Raw genomic sequence first — 22,663 nt, forward strand, 5'->3', positions numbered from 1 at the left:
CCGCGAGTCGCAGCAAATAGTATTAACACAACACAACGCTCTATCGTCCCCGACCTCCTATCGAGCTGAGGCTTCCCATGCACTCAATCGCTGTTCTAACGCCAGCACACTTCTGTTATCTGGCTGGCGTTGTCGCGATCATCGCGACGATGATCTTCCGTGCAAATGTGGTCGTGCCCGCGATTCTCGCGACTTTCGCGGTGGCATTCGCGTGGTCCGGCAAGCTGCTGGTCGGCTTCCAGGCCATCTTCATGGGCAGCCTGACGGCCGCGCATGAGCTGTTCAATATCTTCCTCGTGATCGCGCTGATGACGGCGCTGCTCAACGGCCTGCGCGAACTCGGCGCGGACGTGCGCATGGTGCGGCCGTTCAAACGCATCATGTTCAACGGGCACGCGGCGTTTTTCATTCTCGCGCTGATTACGTATCTGATTTCGCTGTTTTTCTGGCCGACGCCTGCGGTGCCGCTCGTCGGTGCGATCCTGATTCCGGCTGCTGTCTATGCGGGCTTGCCGCCGCTCGGCGCCGCGGCCGCAATCGCAATCGCGGGGCAGGGGATGGCGCTGTCGTCGGACTATGTGATCAAGGTCGCGCCGGGCATCAGCGCGCGGGCCGCTGGCGCGGACATGCTCACGGTCGCGAATACCGCGTTCGGGTTGTCGTTGATCGTCGGCTTCGTTGCGCTCGGGATGACGTGGTTCTCCGTCGTGCGTGGTCGTGTGAAGGCGCCGTCGGCGGCGAATCTCAGCGTGTGGGAAACGCAGGGCCTGGTCACCGCCGACGGCGAACCGGAGCATCAAGGCAGCTTCGCGAAGGTCGAACTTGCGCGCGGCACGAGCGGCAATCTCGCGGCTGAACATGAAGGAGCTTCTTCGTCGCACATGGAAGGCGAGGGCGCGCTCGCGGCGATGTCGATTGCGCCGATGCCGCAAGGCGGCGCGGCATTGCAGATGACGCAGATGTCGCCGATCGCCGCCGACGTGCTGCTCGATCGCCGCGAACTGTGGTCGAAGGTATTCGCGCTCGCCACGCCGCTCGCGTTCCTCGCGGTGGTGGTCGTGATGATGCGGCCGGACATGATCGGCTCGGGCGCGATTCGCGGCGGCGACGCGGCCGCGCTGATCGGCGGGATGGCGGCCGTGCTGATGATGCTCGCGACGCTTTCGCACGGACGCAAAGGCTTTCTGGACCGCACGGCCGAGCACATCATCGACGGCTTCGTGTTCGCGTTCAAGGCGATGGGCGCGGTGCTGCCGATCGCGGGCTTCTTCTTCGTCGGCGATGCGAGCACGGCAGGACCGATCCTCGGCGCGGCGGCGGGCGCACATGTGCCGTCGTTCCTGTTCGAACTCGTGCAGGCGTGCAGCCAGGTTATTCCGCAGAACCCGCTGTTCGTGTCGTTCGGCGTTCTGCTGATGGGGATGATTACCGGCATCGACGGTTCGGGCTTCGCGGGTTTGCCGCTGACGGGTTCGCTCTCCGGTGCGCTTGCGCCGATGGTCCACCTGCCCGCTGCAACGCTCGCCGCGGTCGGCCAGATGGGCGCAGTGTGGACGGGCGGCGGCACGCTGGTCGCGTGGTCGTCGCTGATCGCGGTCACGGGCTTCGCGCGCGTGCCGGTGCTCGACGCGGTGCGGGCGCTGTTTCTGCCCGTCGTGTGCGGTCTCGTGATCGCCACGCTCGCGGCCGTGATGTTCGCTTGAGGAAGGCTGCCAATGTCATTCCTCGGGTTTTCGCAGGACTTCGCGGCGGGCTTCGCGCACTACGCGCCCGCCGTGTTGCAGATCGTTTTCATCAACCTTCTTCTTGGCGGCGACAACGCGATTGCGATCGCGCTCGCGTGCCGGTCGCTGCCGCCGCAGCAACGGCGCGCGGGTGTCTGGATCGGCACGAGCCTCGGCATCGTGCTGCGCTTCGCGATGGTCTACGCGATCGGCTATCTGCTCGCGATTCCATACATGCATGTGGTCGCGGGTCTGTTGCTCGCGTGGATCGGCATGCAGTTGCTGCGTGACGATGGCGCGTCCCACGCCGAATCCGACGAAGCGCCTGCTGCGAAGGCGCTCTGGCGCGTTGTCGCGCTGATCCTGTTCGCCGACTTCGCGATGAGCCTCGATAACGGGCTTGCGACAGCAGCGGTGGCTGAGACGTTGCCGGCCGAATCGCGTGTCGCGGTCGTGCTGGCGGGGCTTGCGGTGGGCGCGCCGGCTATCGCGTTGGGCAGTGCCGTGATGCTTCGCATGATCGAACGGTTTCCGCTGGTGATCTGGCTGGGTTCGGCGCTGCTTGGATGGATCGCCGCCGATATGCTGCTCGCCGATCCGCATGTGGCTCAAGTGTTGCGCGACGTCGCGGACGCAATTGGCGACGGTGCGGGCAACGAGTGGCTTGTCCGCGTGCTGGTGTGCGTTGCGATGGCCGCGCTCGTGCTGTTCGTGCCGTTCATGCAGCGGGTCGGATTGAGGCGCTGGCGAGCGGGGTGATGTTGCAGGAGACGCTGAAGATGCAACGAAGCTGATCAACATGGCACATGGCCCGGCTCACAAGCCGAGCCATTTCACGCAGACCTTAGCAGTTGCGCTCGACAAACCGCCGATACGCAAGCGCCGCGAGCGCAACATCCTGCAACCCGATCCCCACCGCCTTGTACACGATGATCTCGTCGTCACGCTGACGGGCGAGCGTATCGTCTTCGAGCACCTCACCCAACTCAACCACCTTCGACCAGTCCACCACGCCGGGCGCGGCCAGCACGAGATCGCCCGCTTCGTCGCGCGACTGATCGCGCAATTCCACGACGATTCGGCTCGCGCGGGACAAAGCAGTGTCGTTCACCTCGCGCGCGTGCGGCAGGCTGGAGCCGATCGCCGCGACGAGCGCGCCCGGCATCACTGCGTTGCCGTCGAAGAGCGGTGTGGTCGCGCGCGTTGCCGTGACGACCACGTCGGCGCCGTCGACGGCCCGCGCGGTGTCCATTGCGCTCGCCGTCACGCCGCGCGCGCGGTGTGCTTCGTTGAGCGCGTGCGCAAGCTCGGCGTCGCCTTCCACGCCGACGATCCGAAGCGTCTTCAACTCCGTGAACATCGCCAGCGCGTGCGCATGCGCGCGGCCTTGCACGCCCGTGCCGAAGATCGCGGCGGTGTGCGCGCCGCTGCGCGCGAGACGCCGCACCGCGAGCACGGTGGTCGCGGCGGTGCGCAGGCGGGTGATCGCGTTCGCGTCGAGCGTGGCGAGGCATTGGCCGTCGGATGCGCGGAACAGGATGATCGCGAAATTGAACTGGCCGCGAATTGTCGTGTAGACCTTTGCGCCGGCGACATCGGCGTCGGGCAGCACCGCGCCGAGTGTGGAGAGCTTGGTCCCGCCCGCTTCGGTTCGCACGCGCCGCTGGACGGCGGCGGCCCCGCGCGCGTGTTGGCGAAATGCGCTTTCCAGTGCGGGGATTGCGTGTCCGAAGTCGATCAGTTCGTCTATTTGCGCGTCGGTCAAGTGAATCATGGGTTGGTGTCCTTGGTTGAGTGGTCGTAACGTCGTATACGGTATACCTAAATTGAAATGACGACCAGCGAGGAGATTCGCTAGTGCCATGAACCAGAGCGTCTTGGCCCCGCCGTCTTTTCCACAAGGCTAATGTGTTTGATAACGGTATACAATGTTCCAAAACGCGGTACACTGATTCCATCGCTTTCGCACTCAAGCGAAGGGCCCCGTAATTCTCGTCGCAGGAGGATGCATGCCAGTCGTCGTGTTCCGCAGGAACGCAGAGGCGTATGAGGCAGAGGTGAAGGAAAACACCAATCTCGTCGTTCGCGCGGGCATCAAGCAGTTTCCGTTTCCGCATTTGCGCTACGAGTGCGGGATGGGCAAATGCGCGCGCTGCGCGTGCCGCGTGCTGGCGGGCGGCGAGTATTTGCCGCCGCCTAACTGGAAGGAGAAAAAGCAACTGGGCGCACGGCTCGACGAGGGCTACCGGCTCGCATGCCAGTTGTGGATCGAGCACGACATCGAACTCGAGCAGGACGACCTGCCCGTCGAGCCGTGAACGCCAACATGAATGCGGAGCGCGCGGGCGGGCGTCCGCAACGGGGACATCGCATGTACATCGTACTCACGAGCCGGCCGGGCCAATACCGCAGCGAGCCGACGCCGGGCATCACGCCTGTCGAAACGCATGACTACTTTTACGGCGCGCGGCATGTCGCCGAATTCGTCGTCGCGCAACTTGAGGGCGACTCGCGCGTGCGCATCGTCGAAGAAACGGGGCCGCAGACGGTCAACCTCGTGCCGACGAAATTCTTCGAGAAGTTCGCGACGCTGCGTGACGCTCTGCAATCAATCGAAGACCTGACCGGCCACGGCCACGAAGAGGCGCGCGTGAGCCGGCGCAATAACTGAGACTGAGGATTCTGGAATCGCAATGGTGCAGATCACTTTCCTGAGCAATGGCGGCAAGACCGTCGAAGCGCCCGCCAATAGCAACCTGTTGCGCGTGTCGCTGCGCGAGCAGGGCGGCATTCCGTTCAAATGCGGCGGCGGGCTGTGCGGCACCTGCAAGTGCAAGGTCGAAGCAGGCCGCGAACATACCGACGACGTCAAGCAGAAGGAGCGTCGTCACCTGAGCCCCGAGGAACTGGCGAGCGGCTACCGGATGGCTTGCCAGACTTTCGTCAATGGCAATGTGAGCGTGTCATGGTGAGCCGCGCGGACGACTCCGCGTTCGCGCCGTTCGGCCCGCTCGCTCCGGAGCAGCGTGAGCACATGCTCGCGCTGGGGCCGCGCTGGAATGACGATATCATCGCGAACCGCAAGGCGGTGATCGACTGCTACACGCCGCTCGTGATGGCCGCGCCGATGGACAAAAGGCGCGTCGAACGTGAGCTTGCGTATGGCGCGCATCCGCGTCAGGTGCTCGACGTGTTCGAGCCGCTCGACACACGTGCCGATACCCCGCGCGAAGCCGTGCTGTTCGTGCACGGCGGCGCATTCGTGCGCGGCAGCAAAAGCGTGAACGGCGCGATCTACGACAACGTGTGTCACTGGTTTGCGCGTCAGGGCTTCGTCGCGGTGAACGTCGAATACCGTCTCGCGGACGAAGCGCCGTGGCCGGGCGGCGCGCAGGACGTCGCCAGCGCGCTCGGCTGGCTGCGCGAACATGCTGCGCGCTGGCGCGTCGACCCCGCGCGCATCTTCGTGATCGGGCATTCGGCGGGCGGCGCGCACGCGGCGAGCTGCCTGTTCGATCCGACGCTCGCGGACGCTGTGAGACCGCGCGATGTGGCCGGTCTCGTGCTGATCAGCGCGCGTCTTTTTGCCGACGTCGATCCGCGCAATCCGAACGCGGGCCCGGTGCGCGCCTATTTCGGCGCGGACGAATCGCGCTACGCCGAGCGCTCGCCGCTCACACACGCGGCTCGCTGCGATGTACCGGTGATGATCGCGGTGGCCGAACACGAAAACCGCTTTCTCGACGACTACGGCGCCGCCTTCTTTATCGACCTGCTGCGCCATCGCGGCGTGCCGCCGCGTTTCGTGCAGATGCGCGGCCACAATCACACGTCGATCGTCGCGCATTTCAATTCCGGCGAGGAGTATCTGGGACGCGAAATTCTCGCGGTCATCGCGTCGGCGCCGCGTTGACCGCGCACGTTGCATGACGGCGCGCAGCACATTCGCGTTTCGTATCATGTCTACAGTCTACGAAAACCCTGGCGCTGCTAGAATTGCGCCAACAGTTGGAGCAACGGTCAGACGTGGAGAGTCAACATGGTGCGGGGAGCCATCAGCGCAAACGGGCGTGAGCCGATCATGCACAAGCAGCTTTCGGAGCTGGTGATCGCCCGCTTGCGCGAGTCGATCACAACGGGTGAGTACGCGCCCGGCGACAGGCTGGTCGAAGGCCGGATCGCGGAGGAGCTGGAAGTGTCGCGCGTGCCGGTGCGCGAAGCGCTGCGCGCGCTCGCGGCGGAGGGGCTCGTCGAGGTGCGCCCGCGGCATGGCGCGGTGGTCGCGTCGCTTGATCCTTCGGCGGCGCGCGAGATGGTGCAGATCCGCGCGACCCTCGAAGGACTCAACGCGCGCCTCGCCGCCGAGCATTGCACGCCGGAACTCGTCGCGCAGATCGAGGCGGTGCTGCAGGAGGGCAACGCGAAGGTGGCGGCCGGCGAGGCCGCGGGCCTGCTCGAACTGAACGCGCGCTTTCACGACCTGCTGTACGCGGCCGGCGCCAATTCGATGCTGTCGGACCTGATGCGCTCGCTGCGCGACCGTACGCGCATACTGTTCCTGAACGCGAACGACGAAGAGGTGCGCGTTACCTGGCACGAACACGCGGCGATCCTGCGCGCGGTGCAATCTGGCGATGCGGCGCTCGCGGCCTTGCTCGCCGAGCGCCATGTGACGCGCGCGGCGCAGCATTATCTCGAGCGTTTTGCGCGCTGACGGATTGCAGAATCCCGTGTATCCAATGGCATCATTTCTGTTGCTCGACCCGTCTGGCCGCGGCGTGTTGCTGCGCGCATCTGACATCGCAACTGCCGATCTGTCAAAGACAGAGATAGCGTTCCTGGGCGCACGTCAGACGGGACCGGTGAAGTCGACGCTGGCAACGAGGTGATGGGGTTCACACGAGGACCGTTTGCTGCAGGAGCGAAGTGCCTGATCGTGACCTCGTGGCTGGTCGACGACAGGAAACCATGCAGTTTTCGAATGCGTTCTTTCAACGCCTGGCGAGAACCAACGATATTGGAGACGTCTATTCAGTCGCCGCAGCCGAACTGCGAAGTCACTACCGCCATCCTTATTACTGGGGGCAGGATACGTGCTGATGTCGCGTAGCTAGTGCACTGAGAACCGTCGCCACCGGCCGGCGTCTCCGCGCAGTCTATCGCTAGGGCTGCTTGTCGGCGTGCCCGCTCAATTATCGTTTCGAGTGATCTTCGGTGACACGTTCTGGCCCTGCCGCCTTTCGACTTCGGACCGTAATTGATCAAGGCAGGGGCGGCCCGCCGGTCGCACCGGCCAATGACTTGTTCCCGACTGACAGTATCGAATGACCGTTACCATCCAGAAGCCAGCCCTTCTGGCTTCGACGGCCCCACCGGCAGCAATGAGTCGGGAGTGTGAGTTCGCTGATGCAGGAAGCTGCCGTCCGGCTGCTCGATGCCGCCACCGTCAGCAGTCCGCCACACTGCTGACGTAGAACCCAGGCCACCCCAATGTCCGCAAAGGCCGATTGGACTAAACCGCTCGCGCGGTAGGGGGCTGCGGCCCGACTCTGGCGGCGAATGGGAGGCCAGTGGCGCCGGTGGTTATGTTGGTGGTTGAGGCAATCCGCCTCGCCCTCCAGCAGGAGCCCCATCATGACCTCCTCCGATCCGCGCGTCAGCCCGATGCGCCGCCATATGCTTGAGGACTTGCGCATGCGCAAGTTCGCACCCAGGACCCAGGCCGCCTATCTGCGTGCCGTACGTCAGTTCGCCCGATACCTCGGGCGTTCACCCGATACCGCCACCGTCGAGAACCTCCGGGACTACCAGCTGCATCTGGTCGATCACGGCGTGTCTCCGATATCGCTGAACGCCGCGATCAGCGGGCTGAAGTTCTTCTTCGAAGTCACGCTCGGCAAGCCTGAGCTCATGGCGCGCATGCAGCCGGTACGCGTGCCCCGCACGCTCCCGGTTGTGCTCAGCCCCGAGGAGGTGCGGCGGCTCATCGCGGCAGCTGGAAACCTCAAGCATCAGACCGCGCTGTCGGTCGCCTATGGTGCCGGGCTGCGTGCGAGCGAAGTGGTGGCGCTGAAGGTCGGCGACATCGACAGCCAGCGCATGACCCTGCGCATCGAGCAGGGCAAGGGCCGCCGCGACCGCTACGCGATGCTTTCGCCGGTCCTGCTCGAACGTCTGCGCGTCTGGTGGCGCGTGGCCCGTGCCCAGGGCTGCATGCTCGATGGCGGGTGGCTCTTTCCGGGCCTTGATCCGATCGACCCGCTCAGCACGCGGCAACTGACCCGCGCCATCCATGCGGCCGCCGAGGCCGCAAACATCAACAAGCGCGTCTCCATGCATACGCTGAGGCATTCGTTTGCCACGCACCTGCTGGAACAGAAGGAAGATATCCGCGTGATCCAGGTGCTCCTTGGACACAGGCAGATCGAGACCACCACGCTCTATACCCAGGTCGCCACTGATCTCCTGCGCAAGGTGATCAGTCCACTGGACCGCCTGCCCGCCGGCTAGCCCGGCCGCACGCGGAGCCCTCCGTGCTGGAGGTCGCGGATATCTTCCGCGCCTGCGGGCCAGCGTGGCGCCGTACAGTAGCGCTGAGCCTGGGGCAGCTGAAGGTCATGTCGGCCATCGAACAGTGCCGCAGCGCGGCGCTGGGGGGACATGTGCTGCGCTGTTCCGGCTGCGCAAAGGTTGAGATCGCCTATAACTCGTGTCGTAATAGACATTGCACAAAGTGCCAGGCGAGCGCCGCACACCGGTGGCTCGAGGCACGTCAGGCCGACCTGCTGCCTGTGGAGTATTACCACGTCGTCTTCACGCTACCTGCCGCGATCAGTGCGATCGCCTGGTACAACAAGGCGGTGCTCTATGGGCTGCTGTTCGATATCGCCGCCGAGACGCTGCGTACCATCGCGGCAGACCCCAGGCACCTCGGCGCGCAGATCGGCACCACGCTCGTGCTGCACACGTGGGGCTCGGCGCTTACGCATCACCCGCACGTGCATGGCATCGTCCCCGGCGGCGGCCTGTCGCCCGACGGGCAGCGGTGGATCGCCTGCCAGCCCGGCTTCTTCCTGCCGGTGCGCGTCCTGTCACGCCTGTTCCGGCGCCGCTTCCTGGAGGCACTCGAAGCGGCGCACCGGCAGGGCCAACTGCAGTTCTTCGGCGAATATGCCAGCCTCACCGATCCGGCCGTCTTCACCGCATGGCTCGCGCCGCTGCGTGCCTGCGAATGGGTCGTCTATGCCAAGCGTCCCTTTGCGGGACCCGAAGCGGTACTCGCGTATCTCTCACGCTATACGCACCGGGTGGCGATTTCCAACCAGCGTCTGCTCGCCTTCGACGAGCGCGGCGTCACGTTCCGCTGGAAAGACTATCGCGCGAAGGGGCGCACCCGCTACAAGACCATGACCCTCGAGGCCGGCGAGTTCATGCGCCGCTTCATGCTGCATGTCCTGCCTGGCGGCTTCCATCGCATCCGTCACTACGGACTGCTTGCCAACCCGGTGCGCCGCGCCAGACTCGCGAAGGTGCGCGAACTGCTGCACGTTGCCACCGGCGTCGCCACGTCTCCGCGCGAAGCCGTCAGGGAAACACGGCCCGCCTTCATCTGCCGCCACTGCGGCGCGCCGATGATGGTCATCGATATCCTCGCGCGCACCGCACCGATCCGCGCGCCCCCCACGCGCCGGGGCCCGACATGAATACAACGGTTTCCGGACGTGCTACCCGACCGTCGGCTTCGCGGCAACGCGGCCCACGAGCGGACGTTTGCGCCTGTCGCTTCACGCAGTCGCTCCCACGTCCACTTCGCCCTTCCGACTGCGCCACTGCGCCGCTTCGTCAACGCGTCAGTCCCGATCCGCCACCCCGCCTGACTGCGCATCCCGCAACACTGCCTGGCATCCCAGCTCATCAATCGCCATAGCCTCAAAGCTTCCCACCGCATCGCGGCATCCCGCGGTTTCCTCCCTTCAGGTTTATTCAACGCCTGCCCACACGTCCCGTCGTGCACCTCCAGGCCTGTGGACACGGGCAGGCATCGAACAAACCTTAAGATCAATTGTCCTTGATCGGCGTTACCGAGCGTCTGCTCGACTTTGATACCCGCCTGCGCCTCAGCAGGAACCGGCAGGGTGGACCGCACCGCCGAGGCAGCGTACTTGACCGAACTAATCGCTATCGCCCGGGCACTGGCTGCAGGTTGCGTCCTCGCAGAACGCAGCGAGATCAACGCGAACGCCCTGCACACGAAAGATTCTCCGCACGGAGGTTCGTCGCTACCGCGTACCTACGCGGGCGGCGACGCCGACCGGTCACGCTGCGCTGCAATCCGCGAGTCGGATCGCATGACCTTGCGGCTCGTCAGGTCTCGACGTGTTTCAACGTCTCCGGTATCGGGCGTTGGTCGGGCAATTTCGGTCAATCATGTTTGAGCGCCGAAGCCCTGCGCAACTATCGGCTCTGTCGCGATAAGGATGGCAGGATGAGAAAGTACCGATATGATAAGGATGACTTAGATGACCAGCGAATAGAATTGCTCTGCAGCAGTCAACTGGATCCCAGCGGGTTTCATCTGCCCCTTCCTGATCATATGCATCACTTCGGTGCCCGACAGGATGATCCGGGCGCAACGAAAATCCTTGAAGCCCATCATCGGTTTGACAATCCGTTTGATGGAGCGATGGTCCTGTTCGACAACGTTGTTCAGGTATTTGACCTGGCGGATCTTGATGGGCATTTTTCCCGTTCGGCGTTGATGGCTTGCAGGCCGGCCAGACTGGCGCCGCTTTTATCCATTGTGATGGTCTCCGGCTCGCCGTTGTGCTCGATGGCTTTCTCGAAATAGCGACGGGCGGCAGCCTTGTCACGATTGGCTCGAAGCAGGAAATCCACCGTCTTTCCGACCCTGTCGACAGCGCGATAAAGGTATTTCCACTGGCCACGCACCTTGAGTGGAGTAAGAAACAGGGCGTAGTCGAACTATTTCCCTGTTTCTCCTCCCCGAACCGGACTTGCACCTCTCAGCGCATCCGGCTCTCCATTGAGGTGTCGCTCATAGCAAAGGCAACATCAGCGTAGCGCGACTCGATGGTGCGGCGTGTCTCATCGCGCAATATGTACGGATTTTCAATGGGGGTTCGCCAAGTGAATCGCCCCTTGCGGCTGGTGACGAGGCGCCGAAGCGCCACTTCACCGTACCGACCCCGACTATCCAGGCCTTGCAGCACCCATGTCGTGGCCCTCCCCGGTTCAGGGGCCCGGATATGATCGCGCATTAGCGACCGGAAGCCACGCCGGTACTTGTGCGCAAGCCAATATCCTAGCTTCCAGAAGACGGTTCGGTCCAACCTGCTAAACAGGGTCGCCGTGTAGTCGGTGTACTGGTAGAAGGTTGCCCATCCCATCAGTTGCCGATTCAGGCTTTCCACCATATCCATCCGGTTCATGCTGTAATTGCTTGACAGCTGTTTGACCAGCCGCTCGGCAAAGCCCCGATACTTCTCCCACGGAATTGTCGTCACCGGTCGCATGCTGCCGCGTGGTCCGCGCTTGCGAATGATTCGATGGCCGAGGAAGACGAAACCGTCATTCACATGCGTGATATGGGTCTTCTCCATATTCAGCGTGAGCTTCAGCTTGCCTTCCAGGAACTCCCGACACGCTTCGCGTATTGCTTCGGCGTGCGCGCGGGTTCCTTTTACGACCACCACAAAGTCATCCGCATAACGACAGTAGGATACTGCTGGTTTCCACTGTCGATTTTCCCGCACAGCAATGGGCCGCTGTTTGAGAACAGCGAAGTTCCACGCCCACCGGTCCTTGCGTACCTTCTTGTTCAGGAAGTTCGTTTCCATCCACGCATCAAACTCATGCAACATGATGTTGGACAGCAGAGGCGAGATAACTCCGCCTTGAGGAACACCTTCACTAGCAGCACGGAATAGACCATGATCAACGCAGCCCGCCTTGATGAACTTCCAGAGCAGGGCAAGAAAGCGCTGATCGGCGATGCGCTTGCGGATCCCCTTCAGTAGCAGGCGGTGATGAACGGTGTCGAAGTAGCTGGCGAGGTCGCCCTCGATGACCCAACGTCCCGCAGCACTCTGCTCATCTCCAGCCGTTAACTGAAGTCTCACCATGCGCACAGCGTGGTGTACGCTGCGGGCCGGTCTGAAGCCATGTGAAGCCGGGTGGAAATCACTCTCCCAGATCGGCTCCATCGCCATCAGCATGGCCCGTTGAACAATTCGATCCCGCAGACTCGGGATGCCGAGTGGCCTGAGCTTGCCGTTCGCTTTCGGGATGTACACGCGGCGCGCCGGTAGCGGACTATACGAGCCCGCCAACAGTTCGTCGCGTATCGTCGCCAGTTCATGCTGGAGATTCTCCTCCATCATGCGCTTGCTGACACCGTCCACACCCGGCGTGCGAGCTCCGCTGGAGGCCAGCGTAATGCGAGCCGCTTCGCTCAGCCAAATCCTGTCGGCAATCAGTCTCAGAAGTCGATCGAACTTGCGTTCTTTGTCCTCCGTCGACCATGTCGCCAGTTTGCTTTGCATTTCACTGATTATCAAAGGTCTTCACCTCACTATGGTCAGTTAATCAACCCAGCAAACCACTTCAACTGCCTCCCTTCGCCATGTAACCGGCTTTCCCGGCCTCGGACTACTACAGAGGCTCCGCCAGCCTGCATATCATCGGGGGCACACTCCCTTGTCATTTATGCAAGCCTTCCCCAGTTCACATGCTGGACTCAACGCATGGGCGAGGTTGCCTATCGCAGTCTTTATCCTTGCTTGCCGCAAGTCGTCGCAGACACCACGGTCTAGCTGCGCGCTCTCCGTGGTTCCAGTTGGCCGGCATACATCTCCAGCCAGCGTTCGCGGCATCAGTCCATACGTGTGACCGGCGCCGATCCGCGTCCTGCCTCTTAAGCGGTGTAGGCAGGGGTGACGATTCAACCCTCAGATGCGTTTCAATAGGTTCGTGTCCCTCAACCGTCCCATGCTCAGCCTAGAAGCTCATCTTGGCGTAACCGCTTCGCCGCAAGCTCCGTTTCCCACGGACTTCGTCACCTTGCTAGTGTCAGCAAGTCACCGCCGCTTCGGCTCACTTTCTCTCGCAGCAGAGAAAGGGCATGTCCCGGTACTGCGACTTCAACTCCACCGGGTCCTGCATTCCAAACATGCTCAAGCAACTTCACCCCCATGTGGGCGGGCTACGTTGGCTGGGCGTACCGTACGTCTCGTCCATGCGCCAGCTCTTGCCAACCGGGCGCTTTCGACGGCGAAACGCAGGCTCAGCGGATAAGCCACGTACCAACGCACGCACGTCAGCATCACATCAAGCGGGTAATGGAGGCGTTTGAGCACTCGGGCCACCGCCAGATTCAACGTCGTCATCAAGCTTTCCGTCATCTATATAGTTCCGCACATAGCGGACCGGCCTATTGCGACAAAACCTTATATCCGCCACCTGAGGCTACGCCGTGCGGCCAATGAGTTGATTCGGTATCCACACTTGGCGGTCACAGCGATTGCCTATGGACTCGGCTTCAAAAGCGCGTCTGATTTCACGCGCGCCTTCGGACGGGCCTACGGCATGGCGCCGCAGGATTTTCGGGCTTTGGCCGGCAAGGTGGTTCAGACACGGCGATAGGTGTCCGTGCGTGCCCGTCGGTTCAAGTTTCGAAGCGCTGCTCCTTGAACAGTATCAGCGCACAAAAGCTCACCGAACATGCTGGCATCACATACCAAGCTGCAGACATCGGATCGCCGGTCCATCTGATCAATCCCGTAACGATGAACTGAGCGGTACCGCCGAATAAGGCGACGTGCAAGGCATGCGAGACGGCCATGCCGCTGGCGCGCACCCGCGCAGGAAGCGCTTCAAGCACAAGCAGGGCGACGGCGCCGGCGCCGAGCGCCACCATTGTGCTAATGAGCGCGACGCCAAACAAGACAGGCAGCGCGCTGGTCGCACGGGTAATCATCAGAAAGACCGGATAGACCAGAGACGCCGTGCATCCGGAGGCAATAAGGGCCAGTGGCTTGCGGCGAGGCAGACGGTCGATGAGACGGCCGGACAGCGGCGGAATGACGACAAGCAGCAGCGCAGACAACGCGGAGGACAAATATCCGATGACGGCGGGCAGGTGCATCACGCGAGTCGCATAGCTCGGCATGTAGTAGACGATCGCGTAGACCGGTATGGTTTGCCCCATCATCATCAGCATCGCCAGCAGGATCGTCGTCCCATGTTCGCGACGCAGTTCTGCGAGCGGTGTGCGGGCATGTCTGGCGGTGTTGGTGGGAATCGCATCATCGCGAAGGCGGTAGCGGACGTAGAGAACAACTGGCGCAATCAGCAGACCGATCAGGAACGGGATCCGCCAGCCCCACGAAGCAAGAGCAGCCCGTGACATGGTGCTGGTGAGTAGCACGCCCAAGCTCGCGCCCAACAACGCGGCCGCCCCCTGGCTAACGAGTTGCCAGCTGACCAGATAGCCGCGACGCGACGCAGGCCCTGCCTCCATCACAAAGGTCGCGGCAACACCGATGTCGCCGCCGACGGCAAAACCCTGCAACGACCGACCGGCGATGACAGCGAGCGGCGCAATCACGCCTATGCTGGCAAACGACGGACAGAAGGCAAGCGCCGCCGTACCTAGAGCCATCATCCAGCTGGTCCTTGTCATCGCTGCGCGGCGGCCCACGCGGTCCGCGTAAGCGCCGATGATCATCGCGCCAACAGGTCGCATGAAAAAGCCGACGCCGAATGTGCCGACTGCCCACAGTAACGAAGTCATCGGATCTTTCGCTGGGAAGACATGGTCTCCGATCGTCACCGCGAAGAATCCGAAAACGGTGAAATCGAACATTTCGAGGCCAGTCACAAGCGATGCTGCGACAACAGCTCTGAAAAGCTCTGCGGGATTTTCTTGATTGCCGGGCGGTTGATCGCCTGTGGCGACGCGAAGCGTGAACATTCTGTTGTAGGGTCGTCTATAACGGCGTGCGTTTATCGTTGAAAACGCATTCGGACTGCGCGACGCGTTGCACGATACCACGTGCGCTCGTTCGCTGATCGATTGCGCACAAATCGATGAGCAAAAAACTGCTCCCGCGGTATGTGGCTCCGTCCTTCGTCTGGCAGGGAATGACAGGTCAGTGGCGCCGGCGGTCACGGCTACAACGTTCAGAATGCCATTGATGCCACGTCGCATCTAATCGGGCACACGAGGTCACGAATCTTGGCAATGATTGTAACCAGTTGACGAACATGACCGGGCAGGCGCGAGCCGCTATCGTGGGATACGATGGGGCAGGTATTGATCAAACACCGGCCGACCCCGCCGTACTTCCGGGCTCCGGCGCGGACAAACACGCCGACATTAAATCATAACGACCGCTGTCCCCCAGAGCGACGGAGATCCCGCCACGCCGATCACTTCGCTGATGAGCGTCATCTAGGTGCGCAAGCCGACGTCGTTGATGTGACGCGACTGACCTGTGTGCGAGCCGCCGTACAGCGCGACACCCGGGCGCACCCAGTCACGAGAGCCTGGGATGCCATAGGACGGCCGCTGAATTCGCGAGACTTCGTTGACCCGGTATCCCGTCAGTCACAGAAACGGAGCGATTCATCTGCCATGCCACGTCGCCATCGCCAGCATTCGCGATGTGGCTCGTCAAGGCGACTGACTGCGGCGGCATCAATCTCTGAACGATCGGACGTGGCAGGAGAGGCGTTGAGGACTTGTTCGAAAAAGGAAAGAATGCCCGCTGTTAAAGACCAATATTGTGGCCAATAGGCAGCGGTTTCACTATCATATCTATCTGCGCCCGTTTTTTTTGAATGTATTCTTGTTGATTTTCTAGGTTGAATTCTTGGCCGTTTGTCTGCCTCGCCAGCAGGCGAACACGCGAATTACGTGAGTGGCCCGAGTAGCCTGATTGAGCGCCGGCGCGCGGTCGCGGCGGATTACGAGGTCATGTTTACCCGAATGTTTTAACCGGTTCTGGGGATGAATCCAATCCTTCTTATGTCGTGTTCGGTCAAGAATGTGATCGCATCCGCCGGGCGGGTCCGCCGCCTGCTTTGAGCGACTAAACTGGCTTCGGTCTTTCGAGGGGCGCTTCTCTCGAGCGAACCCCACCCCTCGATCTTTCAGCCCGCCGCCCCCACGGGCGGCAGGTTCTTTTTCGTGGACTTCTTCACTGCGAGGCGGTATGGATGACGTTGAGAACAACTCGCGCGGAAAATCGCATGACACTCTCGGGGAAAACATACAACTGCCGAAAATAGATAATTTCATCAAAGACCGGCAGCACGGCGTCACCTACAACATCTGCGCCTATCGCAGACTTTCAGGTCAGGAGATGACGCGCGCGATGCAAGTCTTCATTCAGCAACAGGGTGAGCGTCAACCGAAGCCAGGATCAGTCGTCAAGATCTTTTCGCTGGTCGGGCTGGATGACCGATAGTGGTGGTGATGCATCAGACGCCAATTGACGGACGTCGGGCACGGCTGCGTTAACGCGCCGGACAGCACGCTGCGCCGTGACTTCGAAGCAGGTTTGGGCGGGAAGATACGCCGCGTCGTCGACGCAGTCTAATCCAACATATACAGCAGATCGGCGATGTTCGTGTTAGGCAATCGCTTCGCAACCATGTTCCAGAAGATCACGTCGTGCATCGCGCTGGCGTCTTCTGCCGTCTTCCACGCCCGCGCGCCGACGATCGAATCGGCCGTTTCGTGAGCTGCGGAAACAATTTTTTGAATGTCTTGTTTGTGCATGGACCCCGTTAACGGTCGTGCGCAAAGCTTTTTTAGCCCCTTGCCCAACCGTTTGCTAAATATTTTTATCCACCTCGCCTCCGCCTGCAACAATGCCTGTGCGGTGACCGAGTTGAACGGAGCGCGTTACATGATACCAGGGCTCTTCGTGCGCAAGGGAGGCAGGAAACCTTGGGCGGCCTCAAATCTGAAGTGCACACCGTCTCGTATAAGGTGTTGCGATCCACGAAAGAACTCAGTACCAGCAACCTCAACCGGAAGAGCGCCTCATCATTGCGAGCCTGCATCTGCAGGGTTCGGGTATCCGGGCCATGGCCCGGATACTCGGGCGCTCGCCGGCCACCGTTAGCCGTGAACTGACGCGAAACAGCTCTCCCGCAGGTTACGCATCGGTGCCGGCTGAAGCGCTTGGCGCCGCACGCCGCAGCGCGGGTCGCCGCCCCACAAAGCTTTGCCTCAGAGCGTCTGCTGGCGTATCGTTCTTACCCTGCTCGAGTGGAAATGGTCACCCCAGCAGATATCGGGCACACTCAGGCGTGTGGTGCGATGTGATGTCGCGTAAGGGATTGTTTCGTCTGGCGTTGTTGGCCAGAGAGGAAACCGGCTGTTCCGTCAGCCGTAACCTACCGGTGCATGCGGGATTGGTAACGATCCGGTGTGAAGCCACTGGGACAACGTAACCCGCTCATTGAGCGACGGCAATCTCGCGAGAGAATGTTGTTGTCTGCCAGCGCCGCGGCGGATGGGGTGCAAGGTTGGGCAGTATGGTTAGCGAATGCGAACTGCTGATAAACGTCGTGATGAGTAACAAGCCAAAGGCGCTGTCAGGCTTGAGCCAAAAGGCATACAGTCGGCTGTCCCTCTCATACGTCGGGACACACGGACTAACGACTGTCGGCGAAAAGGTGGAACCTAACCTGCTCTTGTCCTTTATGCGGAACACAGTAAGCCCGATTGTCCGCCAGCGTCGCAGTCCATCGCGGTGTTCGGCAGGCAACCCGTAAGGGAAGCTGTTGGTCGAGCGGGTAAGAGAACGCGGAGAAAGCGAACGGCGGCCTGTAATGGGTCGCATAGGGGTTCGAGCTTTGCCCCGACCTGAAAGGGTGCAGACTTCCGCGTGGTGCAGTTGTCGCAGACCAGCGTTTTAGATTCAACGAGGGGCAGCTTGTGAGTGACCGGTGGGGCTACGGTTCAGCGCCTCTCGCCGCACCAATGGGGCGAATCAACGACGTGACGTTTGCGAAGGTCGTATGAAGGCTGGTATGACCGGCGTCAGTATGACGTTTAATGCTGTGCTCGAGCTGTATGCTGGGAAACTCGCACGTACAGTTCCTCGGGGGCCGCGTTTCCGAGAGGAGACGTGGCTACCCAATTATCCGACTGACCCGACCCAGCAGATTTCGCACGAAACCATCTACACGGCCATTTACGCCCAGCCGCGCGGCGAACTGCGCCGACAACTCATGGCCTGCCTGCGCCATGGTCACGGCACGCGCAAGCCGCGTACGCGGGGCAAAGACGGGCGCCGAAATTACGGGCGACATTGACGGTTCACAAGGATTCGATCACGGTTGCCTATGCGCTGGGCACAGGCGAGGTCGAACTGCTCGGCAAGATTGGCACGACGAAGACGGATACTGATCGGCTGTGTACGCGCCTGCAACCGAAGGCGCGGCACATCCGCATCGTCTACGAGGCGGGCCCGTGCGGCTATGGACTTTACCGTCAGCTAGTGCAGAAGGGATTCGACTGCTTGGTGTGCGCGCCGTCGCTGATTCCGAAAAAGCCGGGCGAGCGCGTCAAGACTGACCGGCGTGAGGCGATCAAGCTGGTGCGGTCGCTGCGCGCCGGCGACCTGTCAGCGGTGTACCTGCCAAGCGTGGAAGACGAAGCATTCCGTGATCTGGCTCGCGCGTGGGTAAGCGGCAAGGACGATCTTAAGTGTGCGCGGCAACAGCTGAAGGCCTTTCTGCTCCTGCATGGCGTGCGCTATGCCGGCCGCGCCGACTGGGGACCTGCGGATCGTCGCTGGCTCAGCGCCTACGCTTTCGACAGCGTCTGGCAGCAACTTGCGTTCGAGGAGTATCGGCGCACGATCGAGGATCGCCTGGCGCAATGCGACCGGCTGGAGGCCGCGTTGCGCAAGGCCGTCCTCCACTGGTGATTTTATCCTGCCGTGCTGGGCCTGCAGACGATGCGCGGCGTGCGGTTCACCACGGCAGTGGGCATGCTCGCCGAGCTCGGGGATCTGTCACGCTTAGCCCACCCGCGCCAGGTGATGGCCTGGCTGGGGGTGACGCCATCCGAACACTCGTCAGCGACAAGCGCCGTCAGGGCAGCATCTCACCGAGAATGGCAACAGCTATGCAAGAAAGTTGCTGTTGGAAGCGGCCTGGCGCTACCAGCATCCGGCCCGCGTGAGTCCCGAAATCCAGCGCCGCCACGAAGGCATCCCCAAGCGCATCGTTGACCGCGCCTGGGACGCGCAGATGCGCCTGTGCCGGCGCTACCGGAAGCTCCTCGCGCGCGGCAAGCAGAAGAATATTGCGGTGGTCGCGGTCCCTCGCGAACTCGCCGGTTTCATCTGGGACATCAGCCAGCTCGCCATGTCGCTCTCCGTACGGCCCGGGGTGTGCATGGCGTGACCCAACCCTTAAGCAACACGTAGATGAACCTCACCACCCGAGCAAGAGTTTCCTGAAAGCGGCGTAGCCCGGCGCCCGAGCAACCCGCGAGACGGTTAGGCAACGGATTTGATTCGACTTGCGGCACTAGATAGCGGCAGGCTCGCTGGGCGGACTTCTGTAATGCGGTACCCAACCCGCGGATATCAGATGATCCACCGTCGAGATTTACTGCTACGTCGCCCTCAGGAAATTCAGATGCAGCTCAAAACCGAAAACCGATCCCCTCTTGACAAGCGGAGTCATATCAACCGTTGGAACGGCACAATACGATCGTGCCACCCTCATCCATCGCAGCGGTCGTCAGCACGGCGTCGAAATCGGGCCGACTCTGTCCAGGCCCGCTCGCGAGCGGGCCTGGACAGCGCATCACTGCGCCAGCGTTGCAGCGTCCCCACTTCCCCGCCAACCTCACGTGCAAAGTTTCTAGCGCCGCGCGCTCCGGTGGCGGCGATCGCGCAACCGCTCTGTCCTTGAATCCTTGTCCGTACTTTGCCAATTCGTTCTCTCATCATCGCCCCCGGTTCATCGATTTCTATGGGCGCGACAAGTATTCTGACGCGGGGAAGGGCAACACCTCGCTTAGAAGCTCTTTGACCCTTAAGTTTCGAGCACTGAAGCGTGTATGGGCCAGCCCTCGCATATAAATGAATAATTATTCCCCGCTATACATTCCATCTCATTTTGGTCGCGATTCTCATTTCCAAATATTATGGGATTCGCGGGCGCTATAATCAGAAGTCCAGCACCGCTATTCGCCGGCCCCCACTCAGTGCCCTAACGGCCAATGTGATGGCTAATTCGGCCATGTAATACTGACAAAAGAGTCAGACCTATAGCATGGACGAATAAGAAAAAATCAGAGTCTTGGGAACAAGACTTTGCAGACCACACATTTCTGGGGAAAAGTAAATGGACTTGGTAGATACTCTACCGCGTGGCTCGCGGCAGAGTGCCGTGCCGATGCAAACGACCGCGCTGACTCGCGTCGACATCGCACTGTTCAATGGGTTTGCACTGCCTACGGTCGCAGCAATCATCGAGATCTTCCAGAAGGCAAATTCGCTCACCGCCGCGCAGCGATCGGGTCGCGCCCGCTACGGCGTCTCGCTGCTTTCCGCCGCGGGCGGGCGCATCGCCAGTTCGTCATCGGTATTTGTCTGGACCGACGACGTCCAGTCGCACCGAGGCACGAACGAGACGCACCTGTTGTTCATTGCCGGCGGCGAGGGCGTACAGCAAGCATGCCGCGACGAGCGATTGAGCAACTGGCTGCGCCGCCGGCATCCGGTCAGCGAGATCGTGCATCCAATCGCGGAGGGCCAACTGCTGCTGCAAGCTGCCGGGTTGCCCAGTCGCTACTGCCCGCTTTTCTATGGCGGTAGCGAAGTGCAAGGCCTGCCTCCGGCGAGGTCGCTGGCAGAATCGCCTGGTGCCGTATCCACGGCGTTACGCATTGTCGAAGAGGATCTCGGCGCCGATCTGGCACAGCAGGTCGCCGAATCGATCGCCCCGCAACCCACGATACCTTTCCGCTCGGCAGCCACGTTTGGCCTGGCGTCACAGGCCAGTGGCAAGATCTTGGCGTCGGCACGCTGGTTGGACGCGAACGTCGATCGTCCGATCTCAATCGACGATGCGGCGCAAGTCGCGGCGATGAGCGAGCGCAACTTCCTGCGCCGGTTCAAAAGCGAGATCGGCATGACGCCATCCGATTATCTGCTTCGCGCACGTTTGAACATGAGTTGCCGGATGCTCGTCGAATCGAGCCTGCCAGTCGACAAGGTCGCGCGCCGCTGCGGTATAGGAAGCGGCGGGCAGTTGTCGAAGCTGTTCAGAAAATATCTGGCGACGACGCCGACGGACTATCGGACGCGCAACCAGGTGGCACCGTAGAAGGCTTTCGGCAAAGGTGCCTGATCAGCGGCAGAAGCTGGATCCGGGGAGCACGGCCGCCATACCTGGCAGCGACATCGAACAGGCGGCGCCGGACGTGCTCAACATCGATGCGGGTGGCGGCGAAGCCGCGCCAATTCCCGGCACCATAAGGCAGGAGCGCAGCGCTGCGCGCTTTATCCATTCCAGGCTGACTCATCAACGCACGAGCCTGCATCGACGTCGCGCTGCCGAGCGCACCTACGCCGCCCGCAACGGCCAGCTGACTGGACAGCATCATCCGTGAAGGCGTGATCTGCGCTGTCGGCGACAGTGGGTCGACGGTCGACATGAGCTCACGCAAACGCCGGTCCGGATCGCTCGGCGCAATGAGCGCCATGTACGGATCGTTCGATTCCCGCCGACAATGCTTTCGTTGCGTCGTTTGCAGAAGCGACGACGTCAATGCCGATCGCCGTGGAACGAAGGCAAACTGTCTCCGTCCTACCAGGAAATGCGTCAACGGATCGTTGAAGTCCATCGGATCGCAAAAATGTCTATATTTTCCAATCGTTAGCACCGAAGGGAATGTGTCACTAACGACAGGCTTTGCGATGCCTCCGTGGGCCGAGTGGTGTCCGTGTGCCCGCACATATGGCGATCGATCAACCGAGACGGGAGACGCAAAGCCTGCGGGCGTCACGCTCACTCAAGGCAACACTCAACATAGCGGCGTGTGAAAGCGCTGCGATGCGTTGGTTTCATTGGTACAGCGTTGCTCGGGGTCCATGTCCCACCATGACTCGCGCGGCAATATCCACAAAGAAAACGCGCCTCCGGCAGTTGAGCCTTCACGAGATAAGCTGCCTCGCGACCGCAGCGCCGACATGCTGATGCCAGCGTGAAATGATAGGCGGGACACAGACGCAAGCTCTCCAGTTGATGCACACCGCTGTGATAGCCATGTGCGAGATAGCAGTGACAGTAGCGAAACGTATCGCTATAACGTCGCCGGTTTTGTTGCAATAGGCCGGTCCCCTATGATGTACGGAATAATATAGACGACGGAAAAGCCATCAACGCCGAACGGGAAATGCCCATCAAGATCCGCCAGGTCAAATACCTGAACAACGTTGTCGAACAGGACCATCGCTCCATCAAACGGATTGTCAAAGCGATGATGGGCTTCAAGGATTTTCGTTGCGCCCGGATCATCCTGTCGGGCACCGAAGTGATGCATACGATCAGGACGGGGCAGATGAAACCCGCTGGGATCCAGTTGACTGCTGCAGAGCAATTCTATTCGCTGGTCATCTAAGTCATCCTTATCATATCGGTACTTTCTCATCCTGCCATCCTTATCGCGACAAAGCCCGTTTTACCGAGCGTCTGCTCGACTGATACCCGCCTGCGCCTCAGCAGGAACCGGCAGGGTGGAACGCACCACCTAGGCAGCGTATTTGACCGAAGTATTCGTTATCGCGCAGGCACGGACTGCCGGTTGCGTCCTCGCAGAGCGCAGCGAGACCAACGCGAACGCCCTGGACACGAAAGATTCTCCGCACGGAGGTTCGTCG

Annotated in this window: 18 protein-coding genes and 6 pseudogenes; 16 read left to right on the plus strand and 8 right to left on the minus strand. The window is 61.5% G+C overall.

All coding sequences use genetic code 11. From position 1 onward, the window contains the following. Window positions 1-77 precede the first annotated feature (77 nt). Entirely contained in the window at window positions 78-1,703 is a 1,626-nt protein-coding gene (locus B0G80_RS44705; RefSeq protein WP_116124110.1) for a hypothetical protein, read from the plus strand. A gap of 12 nt (window positions 1,704-1,715) precedes the next feature. Continuing rightward, entirely contained in the window at window positions 1,716-2,483 is a 768-nt protein-coding gene (locus B0G80_RS44710) for a YjbE family putative metal transport protein (protein ID WP_116124111.1), read from the plus strand. An 85-nt stretch (window positions 2,484-2,568) separates the two neighbouring features. On the opposite strand, the gene B0G80_RS44715 is transcribed toward B0G80_RS44710, so the two are convergent. Then, entirely contained in the window at window positions 2,569-3,498 is a 930-nt protein-coding gene (locus B0G80_RS44715) for an ornithine cyclodeaminase family protein (RefSeq protein ID WP_116124112.1), read from the minus strand. Between the two features lie 235 nt (window positions 3,499-3,733). Here B0G80_RS44715 and B0G80_RS44720 point away from each other — a divergent pair, with 235 nt between their 5' ends. The 8 genes and pseudogenes from B0G80_RS44720 (at window position 3,734) to B0G80_RS44755 (ending at window position 9,427) form a co-directional block, all read left to right on the plus strand. Beyond that, window positions 3,734-4,042, plus strand: a complete 309-nt coding sequence (locus tag B0G80_RS44720; RefSeq protein WP_116124113.1) for a 2Fe-2S iron-sulfur cluster-binding protein — start codon at window positions 3,734-3,736, stop codon at window positions 4,040-4,042. A gap of 53 nt (window positions 4,043-4,095) precedes the next feature. Then, the gene (locus tag B0G80_RS44725; protein ID WP_116124173.1) at window positions 4,096-4,395 is read left to right on the plus strand and encodes a hypothetical protein; all 300 of its coding nucleotides are present in this window, start codon (window positions 4,096-4,098) and stop codon (window positions 4,393-4,395) included. A 22-nt stretch (window positions 4,396-4,417) separates the two neighbouring features. Then, complete coding sequence (locus tag B0G80_RS44730) at window positions 4,418-4,696, plus strand: 2Fe-2S iron-sulfur cluster-binding protein (protein ID WP_116124114.1); 279 nt, start codon at window positions 4,418-4,420, stop codon at window positions 4,694-4,696. Beyond that, window positions 4,690-5,637 carry an alpha/beta hydrolase gene (locus B0G80_RS44735; protein WP_116124115.1) on the plus strand — a complete coding sequence of 316 codons (948 nt, stop codon included), beginning with the start codon at window positions 4,690-4,692 and terminating at the stop codon, window positions 5,635-5,637. The genes B0G80_RS44730 and B0G80_RS44735 overlap by 7 nt, the downstream gene beginning before the upstream one ends. Before the next feature lie 126 nt (window positions 5,638-5,763). Beyond that, window positions 5,764-6,438, plus strand: coding sequence for a GntR family transcriptional regulator (locus tag B0G80_RS44740; protein WP_116124116.1), 675 nt, complete (start codon window positions 5,764-5,766; stop codon window positions 6,436-6,438). A gap of 153 nt (window positions 6,439-6,591) precedes the next feature. Then, a pseudogene (locus B0G80_RS48420) lies at window positions 6,592-6,834 on the plus strand (hypothetical protein); the annotation flags it as partial. 524 nt (window positions 6,835-7,358) lie between these two features. Next, window positions 7,359-8,234 (plus strand): site-specific integrase, encoded by an 876-nt coding sequence (locus tag B0G80_RS44750; RefSeq protein WP_116120094.1) that lies wholly within the window; start codon window positions 7,359-7,361, stop codon window positions 8,232-8,234. Window positions 8,235-8,257: 23 nt separating this feature from the next. Beyond that, complete coding sequence (locus tag B0G80_RS44755; RefSeq protein WP_116120096.1) at window positions 8,258-9,427, plus strand: IS91 family transposase; 1,170 nt, start codon at window positions 8,258-8,260, stop codon at window positions 9,425-9,427. Between the two features lie 812 nt (window positions 9,428-10,239). Here B0G80_RS44755 and B0G80_RS44765 read toward each other — a convergent pair. From B0G80_RS44765 to B0G80_RS44775, 3 genes and pseudogenes are all read right to left on the minus strand, one after another. Further along, window positions 10,240-10,685 (minus strand): annotated as a pseudogene (locus B0G80_RS44765) (IS6 family transposase); the annotation flags it as partial. 62 nt (window positions 10,686-10,747) lie between these two features. Beyond that, on the minus strand, window positions 10,748-12,301 hold the full coding sequence (gene ltrA / locus B0G80_RS44770; protein ID WP_258879292.1) for a group II intron reverse transcriptase/maturase: 1,554 nt from the start codon (window positions 12,299-12,301) through the stop codon (window positions 10,748-10,750). A 664-nt stretch (window positions 12,302-12,965) separates the two neighbouring features. Then, a pseudogene (locus B0G80_RS44775) lies at window positions 12,966-13,129 on the minus strand (IS6 family transposase); the annotation flags it as partial. On the opposite strand from B0G80_RS44775, the gene B0G80_RS44780 reads away from it, so the two are divergent. Then, window positions 13,092-13,385: a helix-turn-helix domain-containing protein gene (locus tag B0G80_RS44780; RefSeq protein WP_116124119.1), complete on the plus strand. Its 294-nt coding sequence runs from the start codon at window positions 13,092-13,094 to the stop codon at window positions 13,383-13,385. The pseudogene B0G80_RS44775 and the gene B0G80_RS44780 sit on opposite strands and share 38 nt — an antisense overlap. A gap of 22 nt (window positions 13,386-13,407) precedes the next feature. On the opposite strand, the gene B0G80_RS44785 is transcribed toward B0G80_RS44780, so the two are convergent. Then, window positions 13,408-14,715, minus strand: coding sequence for an MFS transporter (locus tag B0G80_RS44785; protein ID WP_116124120.1), 1,308 nt, complete (start codon window positions 14,713-14,715; stop codon window positions 13,408-13,410). 1,243 nt (window positions 14,716-15,958) lie between these two features. Here B0G80_RS44785 and B0G80_RS44790 point away from each other — a divergent pair. Beyond that, complete coding sequence (locus B0G80_RS44790; protein ID WP_258879293.1) at window positions 15,959-16,213, plus strand: hypothetical protein; 255 nt, start codon at window positions 15,959-15,961, stop codon at window positions 16,211-16,213. Window positions 16,214-16,341: 128 nt separating this feature from the next. Here the strand turns inward: B0G80_RS44790 and B0G80_RS44795 are convergent, their stop codons facing one another. Then, window positions 16,342-16,620: a hypothetical protein gene (locus tag B0G80_RS44795; RefSeq protein ID WP_258879294.1), complete on the minus strand. Its 279-nt coding sequence runs from the start codon at window positions 16,618-16,620 to the stop codon at window positions 16,342-16,344. 209 nt (window positions 16,621-16,829) lie between these two features. Between B0G80_RS44795 and B0G80_RS44800 the strand changes: the two genes are divergently transcribed. Continuing rightward, the gene (locus tag B0G80_RS44800; RefSeq protein WP_258879304.1) at window positions 16,830-17,207 is read left to right on the plus strand and encodes a helix-turn-helix domain-containing protein; all 378 of its coding nucleotides are present in this window, start codon (window positions 16,830-16,832) and stop codon (window positions 17,205-17,207) included. A gap of 863 nt (window positions 17,208-18,070) precedes the next feature. Beyond that, a pseudogene (locus tag B0G80_RS44815) lies at window positions 18,071-19,172 on the plus strand (IS110 family transposase). Between the two features lie 289 nt (window positions 19,173-19,461). Here the strand turns inward: B0G80_RS44815 and B0G80_RS47730 are convergent. Further along, window positions 19,462-19,710, minus strand: a pseudogene (locus B0G80_RS47730) (IS3 family transposase); the annotation flags it as partial. 413 nt (window positions 19,711-20,123) lie between these two features. On the opposite strand from B0G80_RS47730, the gene B0G80_RS44820 reads away from it, so the two are divergent. Further along, window positions 20,124-21,107: a GlxA family transcriptional regulator gene (locus B0G80_RS44820; protein ID WP_116124122.1), complete on the plus strand. Its 984-nt coding sequence runs from the start codon at window positions 20,124-20,126 to the stop codon at window positions 21,105-21,107. Here the strand turns inward: B0G80_RS44820 and B0G80_RS45600 are convergent. Beyond that, entirely contained in the window at window positions 21,046-21,627 is a 582-nt protein-coding gene (locus tag B0G80_RS45600; RefSeq protein ID WP_147310016.1) for a hypothetical protein, read from the minus strand. The two genes, B0G80_RS44820 and B0G80_RS45600, sit on opposite strands and share 62 nt — an antisense overlap. 528 nt (window positions 21,628-22,155) lie before the next feature. Here B0G80_RS45600 and B0G80_RS44830 point away from each other — a divergent pair. After that, window positions 22,156-22,404 (plus strand): annotated as a pseudogene (locus B0G80_RS44830) (DDE-type integrase/transposase/recombinase); the annotation flags it as partial. Window positions 22,405-22,663: the final 259 nt, after the last annotated feature.

This window comes from Paraburkholderia sp. BL6669N2 (assembly GCF_003387275.1).
GTDB lineage: Bacteria > Pseudomonadota > Gammaproteobacteria > Burkholderiales > Burkholderiaceae > Paraburkholderia.